Here is a 17,108-nt window from a genome sequence, read left to right as displayed (position 1 = left end):
GGGGGACAGGTCTCAATGTTCGGCTCGCTCGTAGAGGGAAGCCTTCAGTCAACGCCCGCACCGTTTCTGAATATTAGAAATATACCCCTGATTTGCCCGACGCGTCAAGTTGCCTTGTCGAACGCCCGGCCGCCGCCGGCTACTTTGCATGGGGTTGTTTTCGATATTTTCGCGACGCGTCGCTTGCTGCGGCCGCCGGTTCCCGCGTTTACCGCCCCGCGGCCTTCTTCGGCTTGCCGATGTCGCTGCGCAGGGCCTCGAGATCCTTGCGCACGGCGGTGGCCGCATCGCGCTCGATCTTGCGGTAGCGCGCCACCAAGGAGAGGCCGAACGGGGTCAGCACCGCGCCGCCGCCATTCTTGCCGCCGGTCTGCCGTTCCACCGCCGCCTGCCGGCAGATGCGGTTGATCTCGTCGACCAGGTCCCAGGCGCGCTTGTAGCTCATGTCCATGGCGCGGCCGGCGGCTGAGATCGAGCCGCATTCCTTGATCCGCTCGAGCAGCAGGATCTTGCCCGGTCCGATGCGGTCTTCGGCATCGAGATCGATGCGGACGCTCAATGAGGGGAGCGATGTGGCGCTCGTTTTCGACATGGCAAGCCTGCTTGTCTGTTCGCTAGATTGCCACTACCTGCTTTTGCGAACAAGATGAACCCGTGACATAACGGGCACGGTTCGGAAAAGTGGTAACCGGCTTTCTGGGGCGGATCATCGCCACACCGTAACGGAAACCACACAAGAATGTTTGGGGTAGGCATGAATCCTCCGTCGCTGTTTTCGCCGCTCAAGGTCGGTCCCTATGAGCTGAAGCACCGTGTCGTGATGGCGCCGCTGACGCGGATGCGGGCGGCGCGGCCGAGCCTCGCGCCGCGGCCGATGAACGCGGAATATTATGCGCAGCGCGCGACGCAAGGCGGCCTGCTGATCGCGGAAGCCTCGCCCGTCGTTGCCACCGGCTTCGGCAATCCCGGCGTTCCCGGCATCTACAGCGAGGCCCAGATCGCGGGTTGGCGCGAGGTGGTCGATGCCGTGCACGCCAAGGGCGGCTTGATCTTCCTGCAACTCTGGCACGTCGGCCGCGTCTCGCATTCCTCGTTCCAGCCGGATGGCGCGCTGCCGGTCGCGCCGTCGGCGGTCGCGATCCCCGCCGAGTTCAAGTGCATGACGGCTGATGGCAAGGTGGTCGAGTACGAGACGCCGCGCGCGCTCGAGACCGCCGAGGTCGCGCTGATGGTGGAGGCTTACAGGCAGGGCGCGGAGAATGCGCTCGCCGCCGGCTTCGACGGCGTCGAGATTCACGGCGCCAATGGCTATCTGATCGAGCAGTTCCTGCAATCGAAGAGCAATGTGCGGACCGATCAGTATGGCGGCTCGATCGAGAACCGCGTCCGCTTCCTGCTGGAAGTGACGCAGGCGGTGACCGAGGTGTGGGGCGCCAACCGTGTCGGCGTGCGGCTTTCGCCCTACGGCATCGCTAATGGCAGCGGCGAGGCCGATCCGATGCCGCTCTACAGCCACGCCATCAAGGCACTGGACAAATTCGGGCTCGCCTATCTGCATTTCATCGAGCCGCGCGCCTCAGGCACCGGTCGCGCCGAGGTCGACTGGCAGAACGTGCCGTCCGCGATGGTGCTGTATCGCCCGATGTGGAGCGGTGTCCTGATCACCGCCGGCAACTTCGTCGGCGACAGCGCGCAGCGCGCAGTCGCGGAAGGTCATGCCGATGCGATCGCGTTCGGCCGCTATTTTATCTCCAACCCGGACCTGCCGCGCCGCCTGCAGCGCGGCTATCCGCTGACCAGGTACAACCGCGCCACCTTCTATGCCGGCGAGGAGAAGGGCTACACGGATTATCCCGTGCACGACGAGATGGCGCAGGCGTAGGCGACGCGGTCTTTACGCGCCGTCATTGCGAGGAGCGAAGCGACGAAGCAATCCATCGCTCCGCGCATGCGGGTCGATGGATTGCTTCGCTTCGCTCGCAATGACGGTGATCCCCGATGTTTCCGGACGACGAGTTCGAACCGACGAAAAAGCCCAAGCCCGTGGCGCTGGCAAAGCCCGCGCCCGGTCAATGCCTGTGCGGCAAGGTACGGTTCGAGATCGACGTGCCGGCGCGCTGGGCCTGGCACGATCACACCGCCGCGAGCCGCCGCGCCCATGGCGCGGTTTATGCGACCTATGTCGGCAGCTGGAAGAAGCGCTTCCGCATCACGCAAGGCGAGAGCGAGCTCTCGCGCTACGAGGATGCCGCGACCAAGACCGCGCGCAGCTTCTGCGCCAATTGCGGCACGCCCGTCATCTACGAGCGCGCGCGGTCGCCGCACATGGTGAACATCCCGCGCGCGCTGTTTTCGGGGCGCACCGGCCGGCAGCCGCTCTATCACATCGCGATCGAGGAATTGCAGAAATGGGCCTACACCGGCGAGCCGCTGGTGCCGCTGAAGGGCTATCCCGGCGTGGTCTGGCAGCGTTCGAAAAAGAAGAAGCGCAGCGAGCGCGAGGGGATGTTCTAGAGCACGTTCGGTTCTGATTTGAATCAGGACCGAAGCTCTCGCGGCGTCAGTGCTTCACGTAGATGACCTCATCCGACCCTGCGTATTCCTCGGTCCACCCTCTCTTGTCCACGAGGAACCTCTTCAGCGGTTCGTGCGCCTTCACCCAGAGCACCGTATCGATCTTGTACTTGGCGAGCACGGTGTCCCAGGCGGTCTCATCGATCTCCCATTTGATCAGGCTGAAATAGTCGCGCAGCAGCTCGTCGGGATAGGCGGTGGCCGACCGGCCATCGATGAACACGGGCACTGCACCACGTGTGTAGAAGATCAGGAGGCCACCGACGTTCCAGTGGTTCAGCAGCCGTGCATGCGGAAAATGGCTTTGAAGATAGCGCGCATCCTGCTCCGAGAGCAGCTGCGGAAGCGCGAGAGCCGGTTTGACGACCATCAGCGTCGGCGGCAGCGCGCACATTGCAACAATGCCGGCAACCAGCAACGAGCCTTGGACCTTGAGGTCGTTCAGTCGTTTGGGCAGCAGCCGGTCGATGTGAAGCGCCAGCGGCACCGTTGCGAACATGAAGAAGAACGACATGTATCGGTATTGATAGAACCCCAGCAGCAGGAACAGCCAGGACAGCAGCCGCGACTCCAGAGGAGCGGGCGAAGCAGCCGGGTGGCGCAGCTCGAACGCGGCAAATATCGCGATGTAGACGATGCCGGGAATGCTCCCGGGCACGGTGAAGTTCGCGGAATAAGACCACCACTCGGTGATGTTCGCCTGTGCAAAATGGCCCAGCGTGGTGGTGACGCCGTCGTAGATGTGCCAGCCGAGAGGATTGATCAGGATTGCGACAAGGCAGCCGGCAACTGCGAAACTGTAGATCTTAAGACCTGCCCAGTCCCGCCTGAGTACGGAGGCGGCGCCGAAAACGCCGATGATGAAAAGCCCGAGCACAAAGCCGCCGTGCAGATTGGCCCAAAGCACCATCATCACCGGCAGCAAGAACCATCTGGTTCGCTTCAGGCACTCTGCGTAGAAAACGACGCAGAACAACATGGTCGGGGTGTTCGGCGAAGCGGCGAGATAGGAATTCGGCGCGGTCACGAACGCCGGGTAAAGCAGGCACGCGGCGAGAACGGAAATGCCAACCGCAAGTGTCGAGGCGCCGCTGCGCAGGCAGATCGATGCAAGATATCCGGTGATGACGGCGCCACATGCAACGACCGCCAATGTGAGGCCGGTATATCCCGTGTATTGAAACGCCACGCTGGCGATCACGTCCCAGAGCCAGGACAGATTGTACCATTGCCTGTCGCCGAGGGTGAATGACCATGGATCCTGAAAGGGGACATTGCCGCGCTCCCTAATCAGGTCTCCGGCGGCGAGGTGCCATCCGAGATCAAGGTGGCCGAGCAGGAGCGGCCCGTTCGACAGGTAGTACAGAGACGTGACTGCGATCAGGAAGACATAGAGACCCGGCTTCTCGAGCCCGATCGTTCCCGGTCCTCTATCGAGCCTGGTTCCGTTCCAGGCCGCCAGCGCGTCCATGACTGAACCCCCGCGATCGAAGCGAGCCAACTGCGGGCCCTGCATGCTTTTCTGTGTGCTTGATGAAGGCAAACCATCGTCGCTTTAGGACACTCTCGCTAAAGTAGCGTTAAAGTCGGCCGCGCAATTCGATGGCTGCCGTTGAGGTTCACGTCTGCCCAACGTCGGCTTTCGAGGGACTGGCCGGCGGAGTGAAATGATGAGCCCCGAGAGCCAGGCGCGCGCCAGCGGAATGCGGCCATGACCAGCCGCTCGATTGCTCCCCAAGCGCAAGTTTGGTCATCTCCGCCGGTGCCGTCGGCCAACGCGCTGGCAGGCCTGGAGGGAACATGAAGAATCGCATTACCGGCCGCTCGGCATTCCTGGCGCTGCTGAAGGACGAGGGCGTCACGCATCTGTTCGGCAATCCCGGCACCACCGAATTGCCGATCATGCATGCGCTGAAGGATCATCCCGACCTCACCTATGTGATGGCGATGCAGGAGAGCCTGGTCGTCGCGATGGCCGATGGTTTCAGCCGCGCCTCCGGCAAGCTGGTTGCCTGCAACGTCCATGTCGCGCCCGGTCTCGGCAATGCGATGGGCTCGCTCTACAATGCGAGCTTCACCGGCACGCCTTTGATCCTCACCGCCGGCCAGCAGGAACAGGGCCACGGCCTGACCGAGCCGGTGCTCTATGGTCCGCTGGTGCAGATGGCCACTCCCTTGGTGAAATGGGCCGTCGAGGTGACGCGGCTGGAGGACCTGCCGCGCATCGTGCGCCGCGCCGCCAAGATCGCGACCACGCCGCCCACCGGACCGGTGTTCATCTCGCTGCCCGGCGATATTCTCAACGCTGAGGCCGGCATCGAGCTCGGCCGCTCCACCCGAATCGACACAAGGGTCCGGCCGTCGGAGGATTCGTTGAAGGCGCTGGCCGCGCGCATCCTGAAAGCCGAGCGTCCGGTGATCGTCGTCGGCGACGAGATCGTCAAAAGCGACGCGCTGCGCGAGGCGGCCGATCTCGCCGAGACGCTGGGCTGCCCGGCCTGGCAATCGCCGACGCCTTATGGTTCGCATTTCCTCTCCGAAAGCCCGAGCTTCATGGGCGCGATCGCGCGGCTGCAGAAGGTCGCCCGCGATGTGCTGGCGCCGTATGATCTGTTGATCGCGCTCGGCGGCGATCCGCTGCGGATGTCGGTCTATAGCGAGGTCGATCCGCTGCCGGACGGGCTCTCGATCGTGCAGGTAGGCCTGGTCGACAGCGATCTCGCCAGGAACTATGGCGCCGAGATCGCGGTGAAAGCCGACGTCAAGGAAACGCTGCGCGCGCTGGTCCCGGCATTGAAGGAGCTCGGCGGCGGCGCGCTGGCGACGCGTGCAAAGCAGGGGCTCGCGGCGCTCTCGACGAAAAACTGGGCGGCGAAGCGCAAGGCGCTGGTCGAGCAGATCTCGAAGGCGAGCCTGACCTCGCCGATCGATCCGGACTGGCTGGCGCTGCAGGTCGTGGAGGCGATGCCGGACAACGCGATCCTGGTCGACGAAGGCCTGACCTCGTCGCGGCAGATCCTTGGCTTACGCCCGCATCGCGACCGCTACGGCTATCACGCGCTCGCCTCCGGCGGCATCGGCTGGGGCTTGCCGGCCGCGGTCGGCGTCAGCCTCGCCAATCCGCAGCGCCCGGTGGTGTGCTATTCCGGCGACGGCTCGTCGATGTATTCGATCCAGTCGCTGTGGACCGCGGCCAATCACAAGCTGCCGCTGACCTTCGTCATCGTCAACAATGGCGGCTACCGCATCATCAAGCAGCGCCTGCTCGCCTTCCATGGCGACGACAACTATGTCGGGATGGATTTCATCGACCCGCCGGTCGATTTCACCGGCGTCGCGCGCTCGCTCGGGCTCGAGGCGATCAAGGTCACCGACCCGCAGGAGCTGAAGGGTGTGATGAAGTCGGCGTTCAGCCGCCCCGGTGCGAAGCTGATCGAGGTGATGGTCAGCAATTCGGTGAACTGACTTTTCACCGTGCGCTCTCCTCTCTCACCGTCATCCCCGCGCAAAGGCTTCGCCTTTGTCGCTGGAGGTGCGAGCGAAGCGAGCCTCGAAGGATGTACGGCCCGGCTAGTGGCCGTCGATCCTTCGAGACGCGCGCAAGGACGCGCTCCTCAGGATGACGGGAAACGAATCGTAGGGTGGGTTAGCCGAAGGCGTAACCCACCACCGGCCTCTCATCCGCACCGGCGTTTGCTGGACCGAGATGGTGGGTTACGCTTTGCTAACCCACCCTACGCAGGTCACTCCGCCGCTGCGCTCTTCCCCCGATATCGCCCCGCCGGATGCGTCGCATCGAGCCTGGCGCGCCCCGCGCCGAACAGCTTCTCGCGCAGCGTGCCCTTGGCATACTCCCGCTTGTAGCGGCCGCGCTTGACGAGCTCCGGCACCAGCATGTCGGCGATATCCTCGAAATCGCCGGGCGAGATCGCAAACGCGACATTGAGGCCGTCGACGTCGGTGTCCTCGAACCATTGCTCGATCTTGTCGGCGACCTGCTCGGGCGAGCCGACCACCACGGGGCCGGCGCCGCCGATGCCGACATGCTCGGCGACCTCGCGCACGGTCCAGACCCGATCGGGGTCGGCGCGGGTGACGTTGTCCATCGCGGAGCGGCCGGCGTCGTTCTGCACGTGCCGCACCTCCTGGTCGAGCGAATAGGTCGAGAAGTCGACACCGGTCCAGCCCGACATCAGCGCCAGCGCGCCCTCATGGCTGATATGGCTGCGATAACAGGCGTATTTCGCCTTCGCCTCAGCTTCGGTCGGTGCCACGACGACGCACATCATCGAGAACATCAGGATCTCGGCTGCGTTGCGGCCCTTCTCGGCGGCGAGTTCGCGGATCGCCGACACCCGCGGGCCGATCACCTTCGCTGAAGGCCCCGACATGAACACGCATTCGGCGTGCTCGGCGGCGAACTGCCGGCCGCGTGGCGAGGTGCCGGCCTGGTACAGCACCGGCGTGCGTTGCGGCGACGGCTCTGACAGATGAATCGCGTTGAGGCGGTAGTTGGCTCCCTCGTGCTGCACGCGATGCACTTTCGCAGGGTCAGTGAAGATGCCGCGCGCGACGTCGCGGATCGCCGCGTCGTCCTCCCAGCTGCCTTCCCAGAGCTTGTAGACCAGCTCCATATATTCGTCGGCGAGCTCGTAGCGGTCGTCATGCGCGGTCTGCTTGTCCTTGCCGGCACCGCGCGCCGCGGAATCGAGATAGCCGGTCACCACGTTCCAGCCGACCCGGCCGTTCGTAAGATGGTCGAGCGTCGACATCCGCCGCGCGAACGGGTAGGGCGGCTCGAAGGAGAGATTGCTGGTGACGCCGAAGCCGAGATTTTCCGTTACCGCGGCCATCGCCGGGATCAGCATCAACGGCTCGTTGGCCGGGGTCTGCGCCGCGTTGCGCAGCGCCGCATCCGGATTGCCCGCATAGACATCGTAGACGCCGAGCACGTCGGCGAGGAACAGGCCGTCGAACCGGCCGCGCTCCAGCGTCTTCGCCAGATCGGTCCAGTAGGACAGTCTGTTGTAGTCCTTGGTGCGGTCGCGCGGATGGGTCCACAGCCCCGGCGACTGATGCGCCACGCAGTTCATGGCAAAGGCGTTGAGCCGGATTTGTTTTGTCATTGTCGAAACCTTGGTCGAACCTTGAGCGCCGCTTCGAATGCTGCCCGGTCGGATGCCGGGCGTCCCGCATCAACTTTGTTGCGACTTCCCACGTTTTGGCAAGGCCCCCTTCGCGATTCACACCCTTCCAGTGGCGCGCCGATCCCGATAGGTTGCCGGCCTCCAGAAGCATGATCCGGGCGCAAAGCGTCGCGTTCCGGTGGGTTCATGCCAAGACGCGACCTGACGAAGGAACAATCATGGCGACACGGGCCGACGCAATCGCAAACGTGCGAGAGCATTTTCAATCGGGGCAGTTCTTGCAGGAGCTGGACCGCAGGGTCGGCTACCAGACCGAGAGCCTGAACGCCGACAAGGCCGATGCGCTGCGCGCCTATCTGGTCGAGAATCTGCAGCCGGCCTTTGCCGAGCTCGATTTCAAGACCCGGCTGATCGAATCGCCGACCGGCCGCGGGCCCTACCTGATCGCCGACTACCAGGAGGATGCGGCGCGGCCGACCGTGCTGACCTACGGCCATGGCGACGTCGTCGACGGCATGGTCGGCGAATGGCGCGACGGGCTCAATCCGTGGCAGACCACGGTCAAGGGCGACCGCGTCTACGGCCGCGGCACCGCCGACAACAAGGGCCAGCATTCGATCAACATGGCCGCGCTGCGCGCGGTGAAGCAGGCGCGCGGCGGCAAGCTCGGCTTCAACGCCAAGTTCATCATCGAGACCGGCGAGGAGATCGGCTCGCCCGATCTGAGCGAGGTCTGCGAGGCGCATCGCGAGGAGCTGAAGGCCGACCTGTTCATTGCTTCCGACGGGCCGCGGCTGTCGGCGGAGCGGCCGACCATCTTCCTCGGCTGCCGCGGCGGCAACCGCATCCATCTCGACGTCAATCTGCGCGAGGGTGGCAACCATTCCGGCAATTGGGGCGGCGTGCTGGCCAATCCGGCGACGATTCTAGTCAACGCGATCGCGAGCCTGGGCGACGGCAAGGGCCGCATGAAGCTCGATATCCTGAAACCGCCGCCGATCTCGAACCGCGTTCGCGCCGCGCTCGCCGACGTCGAGATCAAGCCGACGGCGGACGAGCCGGCGCTGGCGGAAGATTGGGGCGAGGAGGGCCTGACCGCGGCCGAGCGGCTCTACGCCTGGAACACGCTGGAGGTGCTGGCGATGTCGTCAGGCAATATCGACAAACCCGCCAATGCAATTCCGGGCAAGGCGAGCGCGGTGCTGCAGCTCCGCTTCGTCGTGGGCACGAAGTATCTCGAAGTGATCGATGGGGTGCGCGATTATCTGCACAAGAACGGCTTTCCGATGGTCGAGGTCTCCGGCGCGCAGCGTTTTGGCGCCTCGCGCACCGACATGGACAGCCCGTGGATCGAGTGGGCGGCGAATTCGATCCGCACCACCACCGGCAAGGCGCCGGCGGTGCTGCCGAACTTCGGCGGCTCGCTGCCGAACGATGTGTTCTCCGAGGGCCTCGGCCTGCCGACGATCTGGGTGCCGCATTCCTACCCGGGCTGCTCGCAGCATGCGCCCGACGAGCACATCCTGCTGCCGGTGACCGAGGAGGCGCTGATCATCATGGCCGGCCTGTTCTGGGATCTCGGCGAGGCATCGCGCAAGGCGTAAGACACGTCCCAAGTCGTCATGCCCGGGCTTGTGCCGGGCATCCACGCCTTTATTTCCGCAACAAAGACGTGGATGGCCGGGACAAGCCCGGCCATGACGCGTCGAGAGATTAGTGCCTGACACGGCCAAGGACATGTGATGACCCTATCGACGCCGCTCACCTCCGAAGCCGACGTTGTCGACAAGAAAAACATCACCCGCCTGATCGTCGCAACCTCGGTCGGCAATGCGCTCGAATGGTACGACATCTCGGTCTACGCCTATTTCGCGGTCTATCTCTCCAAGGCGTTCTTTCCGGCCAATGATCCGACCACCTCACTGCTGCTGACCTTCGGCAGCTTCGGGCTGTCGTTCCTGATCCGCCCGATCGGCGGCATCGTGCTCGGCGCCTATGCCGACCGTCACGGCCGCAAGGCCTCGCTGATGCTGTCGATCGTGCTGATGACGTTGGGCACGCTGGTGCTGGCCTTGATGCCGACCTATCAGACGATCGGCATCCTGGCGCCGATCGCGGTGATGCTGGCGCGGCTGGTGCAGGGCTTCTCGGCCGGCGGCGAGTTCGGCTCCTCGACCGCGTTCCTGGTCGAGCACATGCCGGAGCGCCGCGGTTTCGTGGCGAGCTGGCAGTTCGCGAGCCAGGGCGTCAGCGGCCTGCTGGGCGCCGGCTTCGGTGCGCTGCTGACCTCGCTGATGAGTCCCGACGACCTGCAATCCTGGGGCTGGCGGCTGCCGTTCCTGTTCGGCGTGCTGATCGGCCCGGTCGGCATCTACATCCGCAACCATGTCGACGATGCGACGCCGCCGCCGGCGGCCGGGAAGCAGGACTCGCCGGTGCGGGAAGTGTTCGCGCGGCAGAAGCTCGCCACGATGCTGGCGATCGGTGCGCTCGCGGTGTCGACCGCGGTCAACTATCTGATCGTCTACATGCCGACCTATGTGGTGAAGACGCTGAACCTCGCGCCGTCGGTCGGATTCATCGCTGCATTCGCCGCGCAGACGGCGGTCGCGCTGCTGGCGCCGATCGCAGGCCTCGTCTCCGACAAGATCGGGCGCACCACGCATATGATCCTGTTTGCGCTGCTGCTGCTGGTTTCGATCTTCCCCGCCTTCCTGCTGCTCACGGGCAGGCCGACACCGACCATCATCCTGATCGGCGTGCTGTGGCTCGGCGTCCTCAAGTCGCTGTATTACGGGCCGCTCGCCGCGCTGATGTCGGAACTGTTTCCGGCGGCGACACGTGCGACCGGGCTCGGCCTCAGCTACAATATCGGCGTCACATTGTTCGGCGGCATGGGCCCGGCGATCATGACCTGGATGGGCGGCTTCGCGCCGATCGGTGAGCTCGCACCGGGCTACTATCTCACCGGCGTCTGCTTGCTCAGCCTGTGGGCGCTGTTCACCATCCGCCGGCTGCGGCTGGCATGATTTCGTGAAGCGAAATTCAAATATCCTTGTTGCTGCAGAGCAGCGTAGATAGTCGCAATCAAAGTTTCATCTGACGAAAGTATACGATGTCCGGCGCACGTCATCCGTCTTAGGATGATGTCCGCCGGGCGCGGCCCTTTGTCGTGCCCGGTCCAGGATTTGGAATTGAGGCAAGGAAGACCAAGGCATGAACGCCTCCACGACTGCGACCGCACGGACCAGCCGCAAGAGGCCACCGCCGGAGCCGGGCCAACCCGACAAGTTCAACGCGATTCAGAAGGTCTGCGCGATCCTGCGCGTGCTGGCGCAGCGCTCGCCGCTGCGGCTGACGGACATCGCCGACACCACCTCGCTGAACAAGGCGACCGCGCTGCGCATCCTCAACTCGCTGATCGAGGAAGGTTTCGTCAGCCGGGTCGCCGGCGCCAAGACATATGAGCTCGGCCAGGAGGCGCGGGTGATGGCGGTCGGCGCGCGCCGCTCGGTCGACATCGCCGAACTGGCGCAGCCGAGCCTGCTGCGGCTGTCGGAGCGCTCCGCCGATACGGCATTGTTGTCGGTGCGCTCCGGTGTCGAGGCGCTGTATCTGGCGCGCTCGGTCGGCAGCCATCCGCTGCAGCCGAACTATCTGCAGATCGGCAGCCGCCGTCCGCTCGGCGTCGGCGCCGGCGCGCTGGCGCTTTTGGTCTGGCTGCCGGACGCCGAGATCGAGGCCGTGATCGAGGTGATCGTGCCGCGGCTGGCAAAATCGCCGCGCATCACGCCAAAATTCCTGCGCGAGCGGATCGCCGTGGCGCGCAAGGCCGGCCATACCGTGCTGATCGACGCCGCGTTCCCCGGCATGGGCGGCGTCGGCGTGCCAGTCCGCGACGATGCCGGCGAGGTGGTCGCCGCGCTCTCGATCGGCGCGGCATCCGACCGCATCCGCCGCCGCGAGAGCGAGCTTGCCGACATGCTGAAGAAGGAAGCCCAGGTGCTCGCCCGCGCGATGGCCCAGGCGCCGAAGAACGGGCGTCCGGCGAAGGCGGGGTGAAATGGTGCCGCGCTCTGCTTTGCCTCTCCCCGCGCGTCAAGCAAACCCGCGCACGGTCGACGTCGCGCCCTCTCAGGATGACGGAGTTGGTTTACTCAGCTTGCTCAGTGTCATCAACCGCGCATGCGGGTGATCCAGTATTCCAGAGACGGTCGTGCTTGAGCCGATAGGCCGCGGCGTACTGGGTCGCCCGGTCGAGCCGGGCGACGACAACAGTGGATGAGGACAAAACTTCACATCCTCTCAGGAACCAAGCGGTTCAATCGAGGCGATGCAGCCGACCACTGGTCGCCGGCAGATGGACCACGACGGTGCCGACACACGGATTTTCCAGAAGGATCGACACCCGCTGCGCGTCCTCTGCGACCAATCTGCCCGCGATCGGCGACGAATTGGCGTCATTGATCTGGTAGCTCACGCGCGCGCCGCCAACCGCCGCAGAGATCGGCGCTTCGCGGGCTACTCTGAGCGCGTCGTCCTTGCCGATGTCATGACGTATGCCGTGTCCGATCGCGCGCATTCTCGCCTCCCAGGCGCGCAGGCCCGGATGCTGGTCGAGCAACGCTGTCGTCCGTCCCTTACCCCAGCGGATGAAGACGAGGTTGTGGAAGACCTGAAGATCGGCCGCACTCGGCTGCTCGCCTGCCAGAAAGGCGTTGCCGTTCTCGAGCTGCATCTCCAGTAGCCGCAGGTGCCGATGCAGCGCGTCGGTCAAGCTCGGAATGGCCGCGCGGAACGCTTCGGGATCGAACGGCCGGCCTCGCAGCGCCGAGCGGTCGGCGATGAAGGCCTCGTTGACATCCCAATCTCCGGAGAACAGCAGTCCCACGACAGTCGGAAACAGCTTCTCGTCTGCCCATAGACGATAGGTCTCCGCGGTGGCCCGACCGCATGCAAAGATCGACGGAGCGGGAAAGCGGCGCTCGATCTCGTCCAGAATGAGCTCGCTGTCACAATAGATGTCACCGCCGATCTGCAGCACCGGGATGCGGCGGTAACCTCCGGTCAGCGCGATCAGGTCCGGCTTGGGCATGATCGACGGCTGGTTGCAGGCCCACCAGGTGAGGCCCTTGAGGCCGAGCGCGCCGCGGATTTTTTCGGAGTACGGCGAGATGTCGTATTGGTGAAGAATCAGGGCGTTTTGATCTACCGTCATGACTTGCTCTCTTTCGGCCTGGTTGCGGCCTGGGCGAAGCGCGCGGTCTCGAAGCGCGCGTCCCTCTCGCGGAGCGCGATCCTGCTCGTCTGTGTGAACGGTGAAAGCGGATGCTGACCCAGGATCATCTTGCGGGGCCACTCGGGGCGCAGGCATTCTACGCTGCCGAGGTCGCGGCGAACAAGGCGTGCGGGGACGGCGCGGAGGTCCGCGCCATGGACTCGCAAGCCGGGTTTGGTCAAGCGTATAATCCAGGGAACCCAAGGGCATCGGCGGCTTGCGGGATCGTGCCCTTCCGGTCATCATGGGGCGTCCGCCGCAGGAAAACTTCCCCGACAGATGACGTTATCGCCCGACGCCACCGACGACGCTGTGACGACGGCGTTTGCCGGCATTCCCGCATTGCTCGACCAGGCGCCGCTCTTGGTCTCGCGCGGGCGGCTGCTCGATTGCGACTGCCTGCTCGGCCCGATGGCGCGGCCGTTTCACGCCGCGATCCGTGGCGGCCGCATCGTCGAGCTCGTGCCTTCGCCGGTCCTGATGCGCTCATGGCGCTTTGCCTATCGCGCGACGCCTCAGGCCTGGGCCGCCTATTGGCAGGCCGAGCCGAAACCCGGCTGGCACGATCTGCTGGCGCTGACCAAGCGCGGCGAGGCGGTGCTGGAGGGCGATCTGCATCCCTTCATGACGCACCTGCAATACTTCAAGGACCTGCTGGCGCTGCCGCGGCAGCATTTGGCGGCCGTATCATGAGCGGCGCGATCATGAACGGTCATATCGAGCCGATGGTCGGCCGTTACGTTCACGTCGAGATCGGCGGCGAGCTGCACCGGATCTATTTCGAGGAGAACGGCAAGGGCATTCCGCTGGTCTGCCTGCACACCGCGGGATCAGACGCGCGGCAGTGGCGGCATCTGCTCGCGGACGCGCAATTTGCCGAAAATTTCCGCGTCATTGCCTTCGATATGCCCTGGCATGGCAAGTCGAATCCGCCGAAAAGCTGGACCGGCGATGAATACCAACTCACCACCAACAGCTACGCCGAGACCATCCGCGCCTTCTGCCGTGCATTGGGGCTGGAGAAGCCTGTCGTGATGGGCTGCTCGATCGGCGGCCGCATCGTGCTCAACCTTGCGATCGAACATGCCGCCGAGTTTCGCGCGCTGATCGGGCTCGAGGCTGCCGATTTCCAGGAGCCGTGGTACGACACCGACTGGCTCAATCGGGCGGACGTTCACGGCGGCGAGGTCTGTGCCGCGCTGGTGTCGGGGCTGATGGCGCCGCAGAGCCCGGCGCCTGCGCGGATGGAAACGCTGTGGGCCTACAAGCAGGGTGGCCCCGGCGTGTTCAAGGGCGACCTTCATTTCTACCGTGTCGACGGCGACCTGCGCGGCCGGGTCGCGTCAATCGATACTAAAGTATGCAAGCTCTATCTCCTCACGGGCGAGTATGATTTCTCCTGCACGCCCGAGGACACGAGGCGGACGGCAGCGGCTATAGGGGGCGCCAGCGTCACGATCATGGAAAAGCTCGGTCATTTTCCGATGAGCGAGAATCCGGAGCAGTTTCGCCGCTATATCGCACCCGTCCTCGCCGACATTCTCACGCAGTAAATCGACGTTTCCACGAAGGAGTAGACGTATGACATCCAAATATCTCATCGGCTTCGCGCTCGCCGCCGCCCTCGGCGCGAGCCAGGCGCAGGCCGAGGAGCTGACCGGGACGCTGAAGAACATCAAGGAAACCGGCGCGATCACGCTCGGCTTCCGCGATTCCTCGATCCCGTTCTCCTATCTCGACGACAACCAGAAGCCCGTCGGCTATGCGATGGACATCTGCTACAAGATCGTCGATGCCGTGAAGAAGGAGCTGAAGCTCGACAAGCTCGAGGTCAAGCTCAACCCGGTGACCTCGGCGACGCGTATTCCGCTGATGGCCAACGGCACCGTCGACCTCGAATGCGGCTCGACCACCAACAATGCCGAGCGGCAGAAGCAGGTCTGGTTCACCAACACCCACTTCCTGACTGCCAGCCGCTACGTCTTCAAGAAGTCGAGCGGGCTGAAGTCGATCGACGACCTCAAGGGCAAGACGGTGGTCTCGACCGCCGGCACCACCAACATCAAGCAGCTCACCGAAGCCAATGTCGCGCGCGGCCTCGGCGCCAACATCATCCCGGCCAAAGATCACGCCGAAGCCTTCCTGATGGTCGATACCGACCGCGCGGTCGCCTTCGTAATGGACGACATCCTGCTCGCGAGCCTCGTCGCCGGCTCGAAGTCGCCGGGCGACTACGTGATCTCCAAGGATGCGTTCTCCAAGCCGGAGCCCTACGGCATCATGCTGCGCAAGGATGATGCGCCGTTCAAGAAAGTCGTCGACGCCGCCACGGCCGCGCTCTACACCAGCGGCGAGGGCGAAAAGATCTACGACAAGTGGTTCATGCAGAAGATTCCGCCGAAAGGCCTGAACCTCAACGTGCCGCTCGGACCGGAGCTGAAGAACGAGTTCGCCAAGCCGTCGGACTCGCCGGATCCGGATAGTTACAAGTAAACTGCCGGGGCCTCATGGTTCGAGACGGCGCAATGCGCCTCCCCACCATGAGGGACCGGAGAACTAAGCGTGTCCGGCCATTTTTGGAGGAAAATGGCCGGACATTTGCATATAGTCGGCGCATCGCGTTTGGATGCGCATACGTTGCCGTCAAGCCTGATCGGCGCGATAGCGCGGGGGACCCGTGAACTATAATTGGAACTGGCACATCTTTCTCGAGCCGAACCCGATGGGGACCGGCACCTATCTCGACCTGTTGCTGGCGGGGCTGGTGGTCACCGTCAAGGTGTCGGTGCTCGCCTGGATCATCGCGCTGGTCTCCGGCACGGTGATCGGCGTGCTGCGCACGCTGCCGTCGCGGACGGCATCGTGGATCGGCTTCTGCTGGGTCGAGTTCTTCCGCAACATGCCGCTGCTGGTGCAGCTTTTCCTGTGGTTCTTCGTGCTGCCCGAGTTGCTGCCGAAATCCGCCGGGCTGTGGATGAAGCAGTTGCCGAACGCGCCGTTCTGGACGGCTGCGATCGGCGTCGGCCTCTTCATGTCGGCGCGCGTCGCCGTGCAATTGCAGGCCGGTATCGGCTCGCTGCCGCGCGGGCAGAAGCAGGCTTCGACCGCGCTCGGCCTCACCACGGTGCAGACCTATCGCTACGTGCTGCTGCCGATGGCGTTCCGCATCATCCTGCCGCCGCTGACCTCCGAATTCCTCAACACCATCAAGAACAGCGCGGTCGCCATCACCATCGGCCTGATCGAATTGACCGGCGAGGCGCGCTCGATGCAGGAGTTCTCGTTCCAGGTGTTCGAGGCGTTCACCGCGGCAACCGTGCTCTATCTTCTCCTCAATTTCGTCGTGGTCACCGCGATGCGCCTGCTCGAGCGCTATGTCGCGATCCCCGGCTACATCACGGGCAAATGACGATGCTCGGCAATCTCGATTTCGACGTCATCCGCCGCTCGCTGCCCTATCTGTTCTTCGAGGGTATGCGCTTCACGCTGACCTTGACGGCGCTCGCGGCGTTCGGCGGCCTCGTGTTCGGCACCCTGATCGCCCTGATGCGGCTGTCGAGCTACAAGGTGCTCGGGCGCATCGCCGGCTTATATGTCGACTTCATCCGCTCGCTGCCGCTGGTTCTGGTGATCTTCTGGTTCTACTTCCTGGTGCCTTACATCGGGCAGTGGCTGACCGGCGCGTCGCGGCCGATCTCGGTCGGCGCGTTCGCCTCCTCGCTGATCACCTTCGTCGCATTCGAGGCGGCCTATTTCTCCGAGATCATGCGCGCCGGCATCCAGTCGATCTCGCGCGGCCAGCCGGCCGCGGCCAGCGCGCTCGGCCTGACCTACGCGCAGTCGATGCGCTACGTCGTGCTGCCGCAGGCGTTCCGCAACATGCTGCCGGTGCTGCTGACGCAGACCATCGTGCTGTTCCAGGACACCTCGCTGGTCTACGTGCTGTCGATCCCGGATTTCCTCGGCGCCGCCAGCAAGGTCGCACAGCGCGACGGCCGCCTGGTCGAAATGTACCTGTTCGCCGCGCTGGTCTACTTCGTCATTTCCTGTGTCGCGTCCTTTGGCGTGCGCCGCCTGCAGGCGCGAATCGCCATTGTTCGCTGAACAAC

15 protein-coding genes are annotated in these 17,108 nt (G+C 64.4%); 11 read left to right on the top strand and 4 right to left on the bottom strand.

The window, feature by feature from the left end; translation table 11 throughout:
* Positions 1 to 208: 208 nt before the first annotated feature.
* Positions 209 to 592 (bottom strand): winged helix-turn-helix domain-containing protein, encoded by a 384-nt coding sequence (locus HU230_RS26570; RefSeq protein ID WP_092123946.1) that lies wholly within the window; start codon positions 590 to 592, stop codon positions 209 to 211.
* Between the two features lie 162 nt (positions 593 to 754).
* On the opposite strand from HU230_RS26570, the gene HU230_RS26565 reads away from it, so the two are divergent.
* Entirely contained in the window at positions 755 to 1,882 is a 1,128-nt protein-coding gene (locus tag HU230_RS26565) for an alkene reductase (RefSeq protein ID WP_176529178.1), read from the top strand.
* Between the two features lie 116 nt (positions 1,883 to 1,998).
* Positions 1,999 to 2,514 (top strand): GFA family protein, encoded by a 516-nt coding sequence (locus tag HU230_RS26560; RefSeq protein ID WP_224943599.1) that lies wholly within the window; start codon positions 1,999 to 2,001, stop codon positions 2,512 to 2,514.
* 46 nt (positions 2,515 to 2,560) lie between these two features.
* On the opposite strand, the gene HU230_RS26555 is transcribed toward HU230_RS26560, so the two are convergent.
* On the bottom strand, positions 2,561 to 4,045 hold the full coding sequence (locus tag HU230_RS26555; RefSeq protein WP_176529179.1) for a hypothetical protein: 1,485 nt from the start codon (positions 4,043 to 4,045) through the stop codon (positions 2,561 to 2,563).
* 329 nt (positions 4,046 to 4,374) lie between these two features.
* On the opposite strand from HU230_RS26555, the gene HU230_RS26550 reads away from it, so the two are divergent.
* Positions 4,375 to 6,039 carry a thiamine pyrophosphate-binding protein gene (locus tag HU230_RS26550; RefSeq protein WP_176529180.1) on the top strand — a complete coding sequence of 555 codons (1,665 nt, stop codon included), beginning with the start codon at positions 4,375 to 4,377 and terminating at the stop codon, positions 6,037 to 6,039.
* A gap of 278 nt (positions 6,040 to 6,317) precedes the next feature.
* Here the strand turns inward: HU230_RS26550 and HU230_RS26545 are convergent, their stop codons facing one another.
* Positions 6,318 to 7,700: an LLM class flavin-dependent oxidoreductase gene (locus HU230_RS26545; protein WP_176529181.1), complete on the bottom strand. Its 1,383-nt coding sequence runs from the start codon at positions 7,698 to 7,700 to the stop codon at positions 6,318 to 6,320.
* Between the two features lie 239 nt (positions 7,701 to 7,939).
* Here HU230_RS26545 and HU230_RS26540 point away from each other — a divergent pair, with 239 nt between their 5' ends.
* The 3 genes from HU230_RS26540 to HU230_RS26530 all read left to right on the top strand — a co-directional run bounded on the left by HU230_RS26540 (position 7,940) and on the right by HU230_RS26530 (position 11,783).
* A complete protein-coding gene (locus HU230_RS26540; RefSeq protein WP_176529182.1) occupies positions 7,940 to 9,325 on the top strand; it encodes a M20 family metallopeptidase in 1,386 nt (461 codons plus the stop codon).
* 138 nt (positions 9,326 to 9,463) lie between these two features.
* Positions 9,464 to 10,750 (top strand): MFS transporter, encoded by a 1,287-nt coding sequence (locus HU230_RS26535; RefSeq protein ID WP_176529183.1) that lies wholly within the window; start codon positions 9,464 to 9,466, stop codon positions 10,748 to 10,750.
* A gap of 187 nt (positions 10,751 to 10,937) precedes the next feature.
* Complete coding sequence (locus HU230_RS26530) at positions 10,938 to 11,783, top strand: IclR family transcriptional regulator (protein WP_171948014.1); 846 nt, start codon at positions 10,938 to 10,940, stop codon at positions 11,781 to 11,783.
* Positions 11,784 to 12,042: 259 nt separating this feature from the next.
* Here the strand turns inward: HU230_RS26530 and HU230_RS26525 are convergent, their stop codons facing one another.
* The gene (locus HU230_RS26525; protein ID WP_207832871.1) at positions 12,043 to 12,939 is read right to left on the bottom strand and encodes a glutathione S-transferase family protein; all 897 of its coding nucleotides are present in this window, start codon (positions 12,937 to 12,939) and stop codon (positions 12,043 to 12,045) included.
* Positions 12,940 to 13,278: 339 nt separating this feature from the next.
* Between HU230_RS26525 and HU230_RS26520 the strand changes: the two genes are divergently transcribed.
* From HU230_RS26520 to HU230_RS26500, 5 genes are all read left to right on the top strand, one after another.
* Entirely contained in the window at positions 13,279 to 13,692 is a 414-nt protein-coding gene (locus HU230_RS26520) for a hypothetical protein (protein WP_176529185.1), read from the top strand.
* On the top strand, positions 13,689 to 14,552 hold the full coding sequence (locus HU230_RS26515; RefSeq protein WP_210284175.1) for an alpha/beta fold hydrolase: 864 nt from the start codon (positions 13,689 to 13,691) through the stop codon (positions 14,550 to 14,552). The genes HU230_RS26520 and HU230_RS26515 overlap by 4 nt, the downstream gene beginning before the upstream one ends.
* Positions 14,553 to 14,580: 28 nt before the next feature.
* Positions 14,581 to 15,492, top strand: a complete 912-nt coding sequence (locus HU230_RS26510) for an amino acid ABC transporter substrate-binding protein (RefSeq protein ID WP_176529186.1) — start codon at positions 14,581 to 14,583, stop codon at positions 15,490 to 15,492.
* 184 nt (positions 15,493 to 15,676) lie between these two features.
* Positions 15,677 to 16,408 (top strand): amino acid ABC transporter permease, encoded by a 732-nt coding sequence (locus tag HU230_RS26505; RefSeq protein WP_176529187.1) that lies wholly within the window; start codon positions 15,677 to 15,679, stop codon positions 16,406 to 16,408.
* Positions 16,409 to 16,410: 2 nt separating this feature from the next.
* On the top strand, positions 16,411 to 17,103 hold the full coding sequence (locus HU230_RS26500) for an amino acid ABC transporter permease (RefSeq protein WP_176529188.1): 693 nt from the start codon (positions 16,411 to 16,413) through the stop codon (positions 17,101 to 17,103).
* Positions 17,104 to 17,108: the final 5 nt, after the last annotated feature.

The sequence above is a fragment of the Bradyrhizobium quebecense genome, from assembly GCF_013373795.3.
In the GTDB taxonomy this organism is placed as follows: Bacteria; Pseudomonadota; Alphaproteobacteria; order Rhizobiales; family Xanthobacteraceae; genus Bradyrhizobium; species Bradyrhizobium quebecense.
This window is presented reverse-complemented; position numbering and strand designations above follow the sequence as displayed.

Coding starts and splice junctions, on each gene's coding strand:
- HU230_RS26510 (WP_176529186.1), top strand. CDS start 14,581: ATGACATCCAAATATCTCATCGGCTTCGCGCTCGCCGCCGCCCTCGGC.
- HU230_RS26570 (WP_092123946.1), bottom strand. CDS start 592: ATGTCGAAAACGAGCGCCACATCGCTCCCCTCATTGAGCGTCCGCATC.
- HU230_RS26535 (WP_176529183.1), top strand. CDS start 9,464: ATGACCCTATCGACGCCGCTCACCTCCGAAGCCGACGTTGTCGACAAG.
- HU230_RS26555 (WP_176529179.1), bottom strand. CDS start 4,045: ATGGACGCGCTGGCGGCCTGGAACGGAACCAGGCTCGATAGAGGACCG.
- HU230_RS26540 (WP_176529182.1), top strand. CDS start 7,940: ATGGCGACACGGGCCGACGCAATCGCAAACGTGCGAGAGCATTTTCAA.
- HU230_RS26525 (WP_207832871.1), bottom strand. CDS start 12,939: ATGACGGTAGATCAAAACGCCCTGATTCTTCACCAATACGACATCTCG.
- HU230_RS26565 (WP_176529178.1), top strand. CDS start 755: ATGAATCCTCCGTCGCTGTTTTCGCCGCTCAAGGTCGGTCCCTATGAG.
- HU230_RS26515 (WP_210284175.1), top strand. CDS start 13,689: ATGAGCGGCGCGATCATGAACGGTCATATCGAGCCGATGGTCGGCCGT.
- HU230_RS26550 (WP_176529180.1), top strand. CDS start 4,375: ATGAAGAATCGCATTACCGGCCGCTCGGCATTCCTGGCGCTGCTGAAG.
- HU230_RS26545 (WP_176529181.1), bottom strand. CDS start 7,700: ATGACAAAACAAATCCGGCTCAACGCCTTTGCCATGAACTGCGTGGCG.
- HU230_RS26560 (WP_224943599.1), top strand. CDS start 1,999: ATGTTTCCGGACGACGAGTTCGAACCGACGAAAAAGCCCAAGCCCGTG.
- HU230_RS26530 (WP_171948014.1), top strand. CDS start 10,938: ATGAACGCCTCCACGACTGCGACCGCACGGACCAGCCGCAAGAGGCCA.
- HU230_RS26500 (WP_176529188.1), top strand. CDS start 16,411: ATGCTCGGCAATCTCGATTTCGACGTCATCCGCCGCTCGCTGCCCTAT.
- HU230_RS26520 (WP_176529185.1), top strand. CDS start 13,279: ATGACGTTATCGCCCGACGCCACCGACGACGCTGTGACGACGGCGTTT.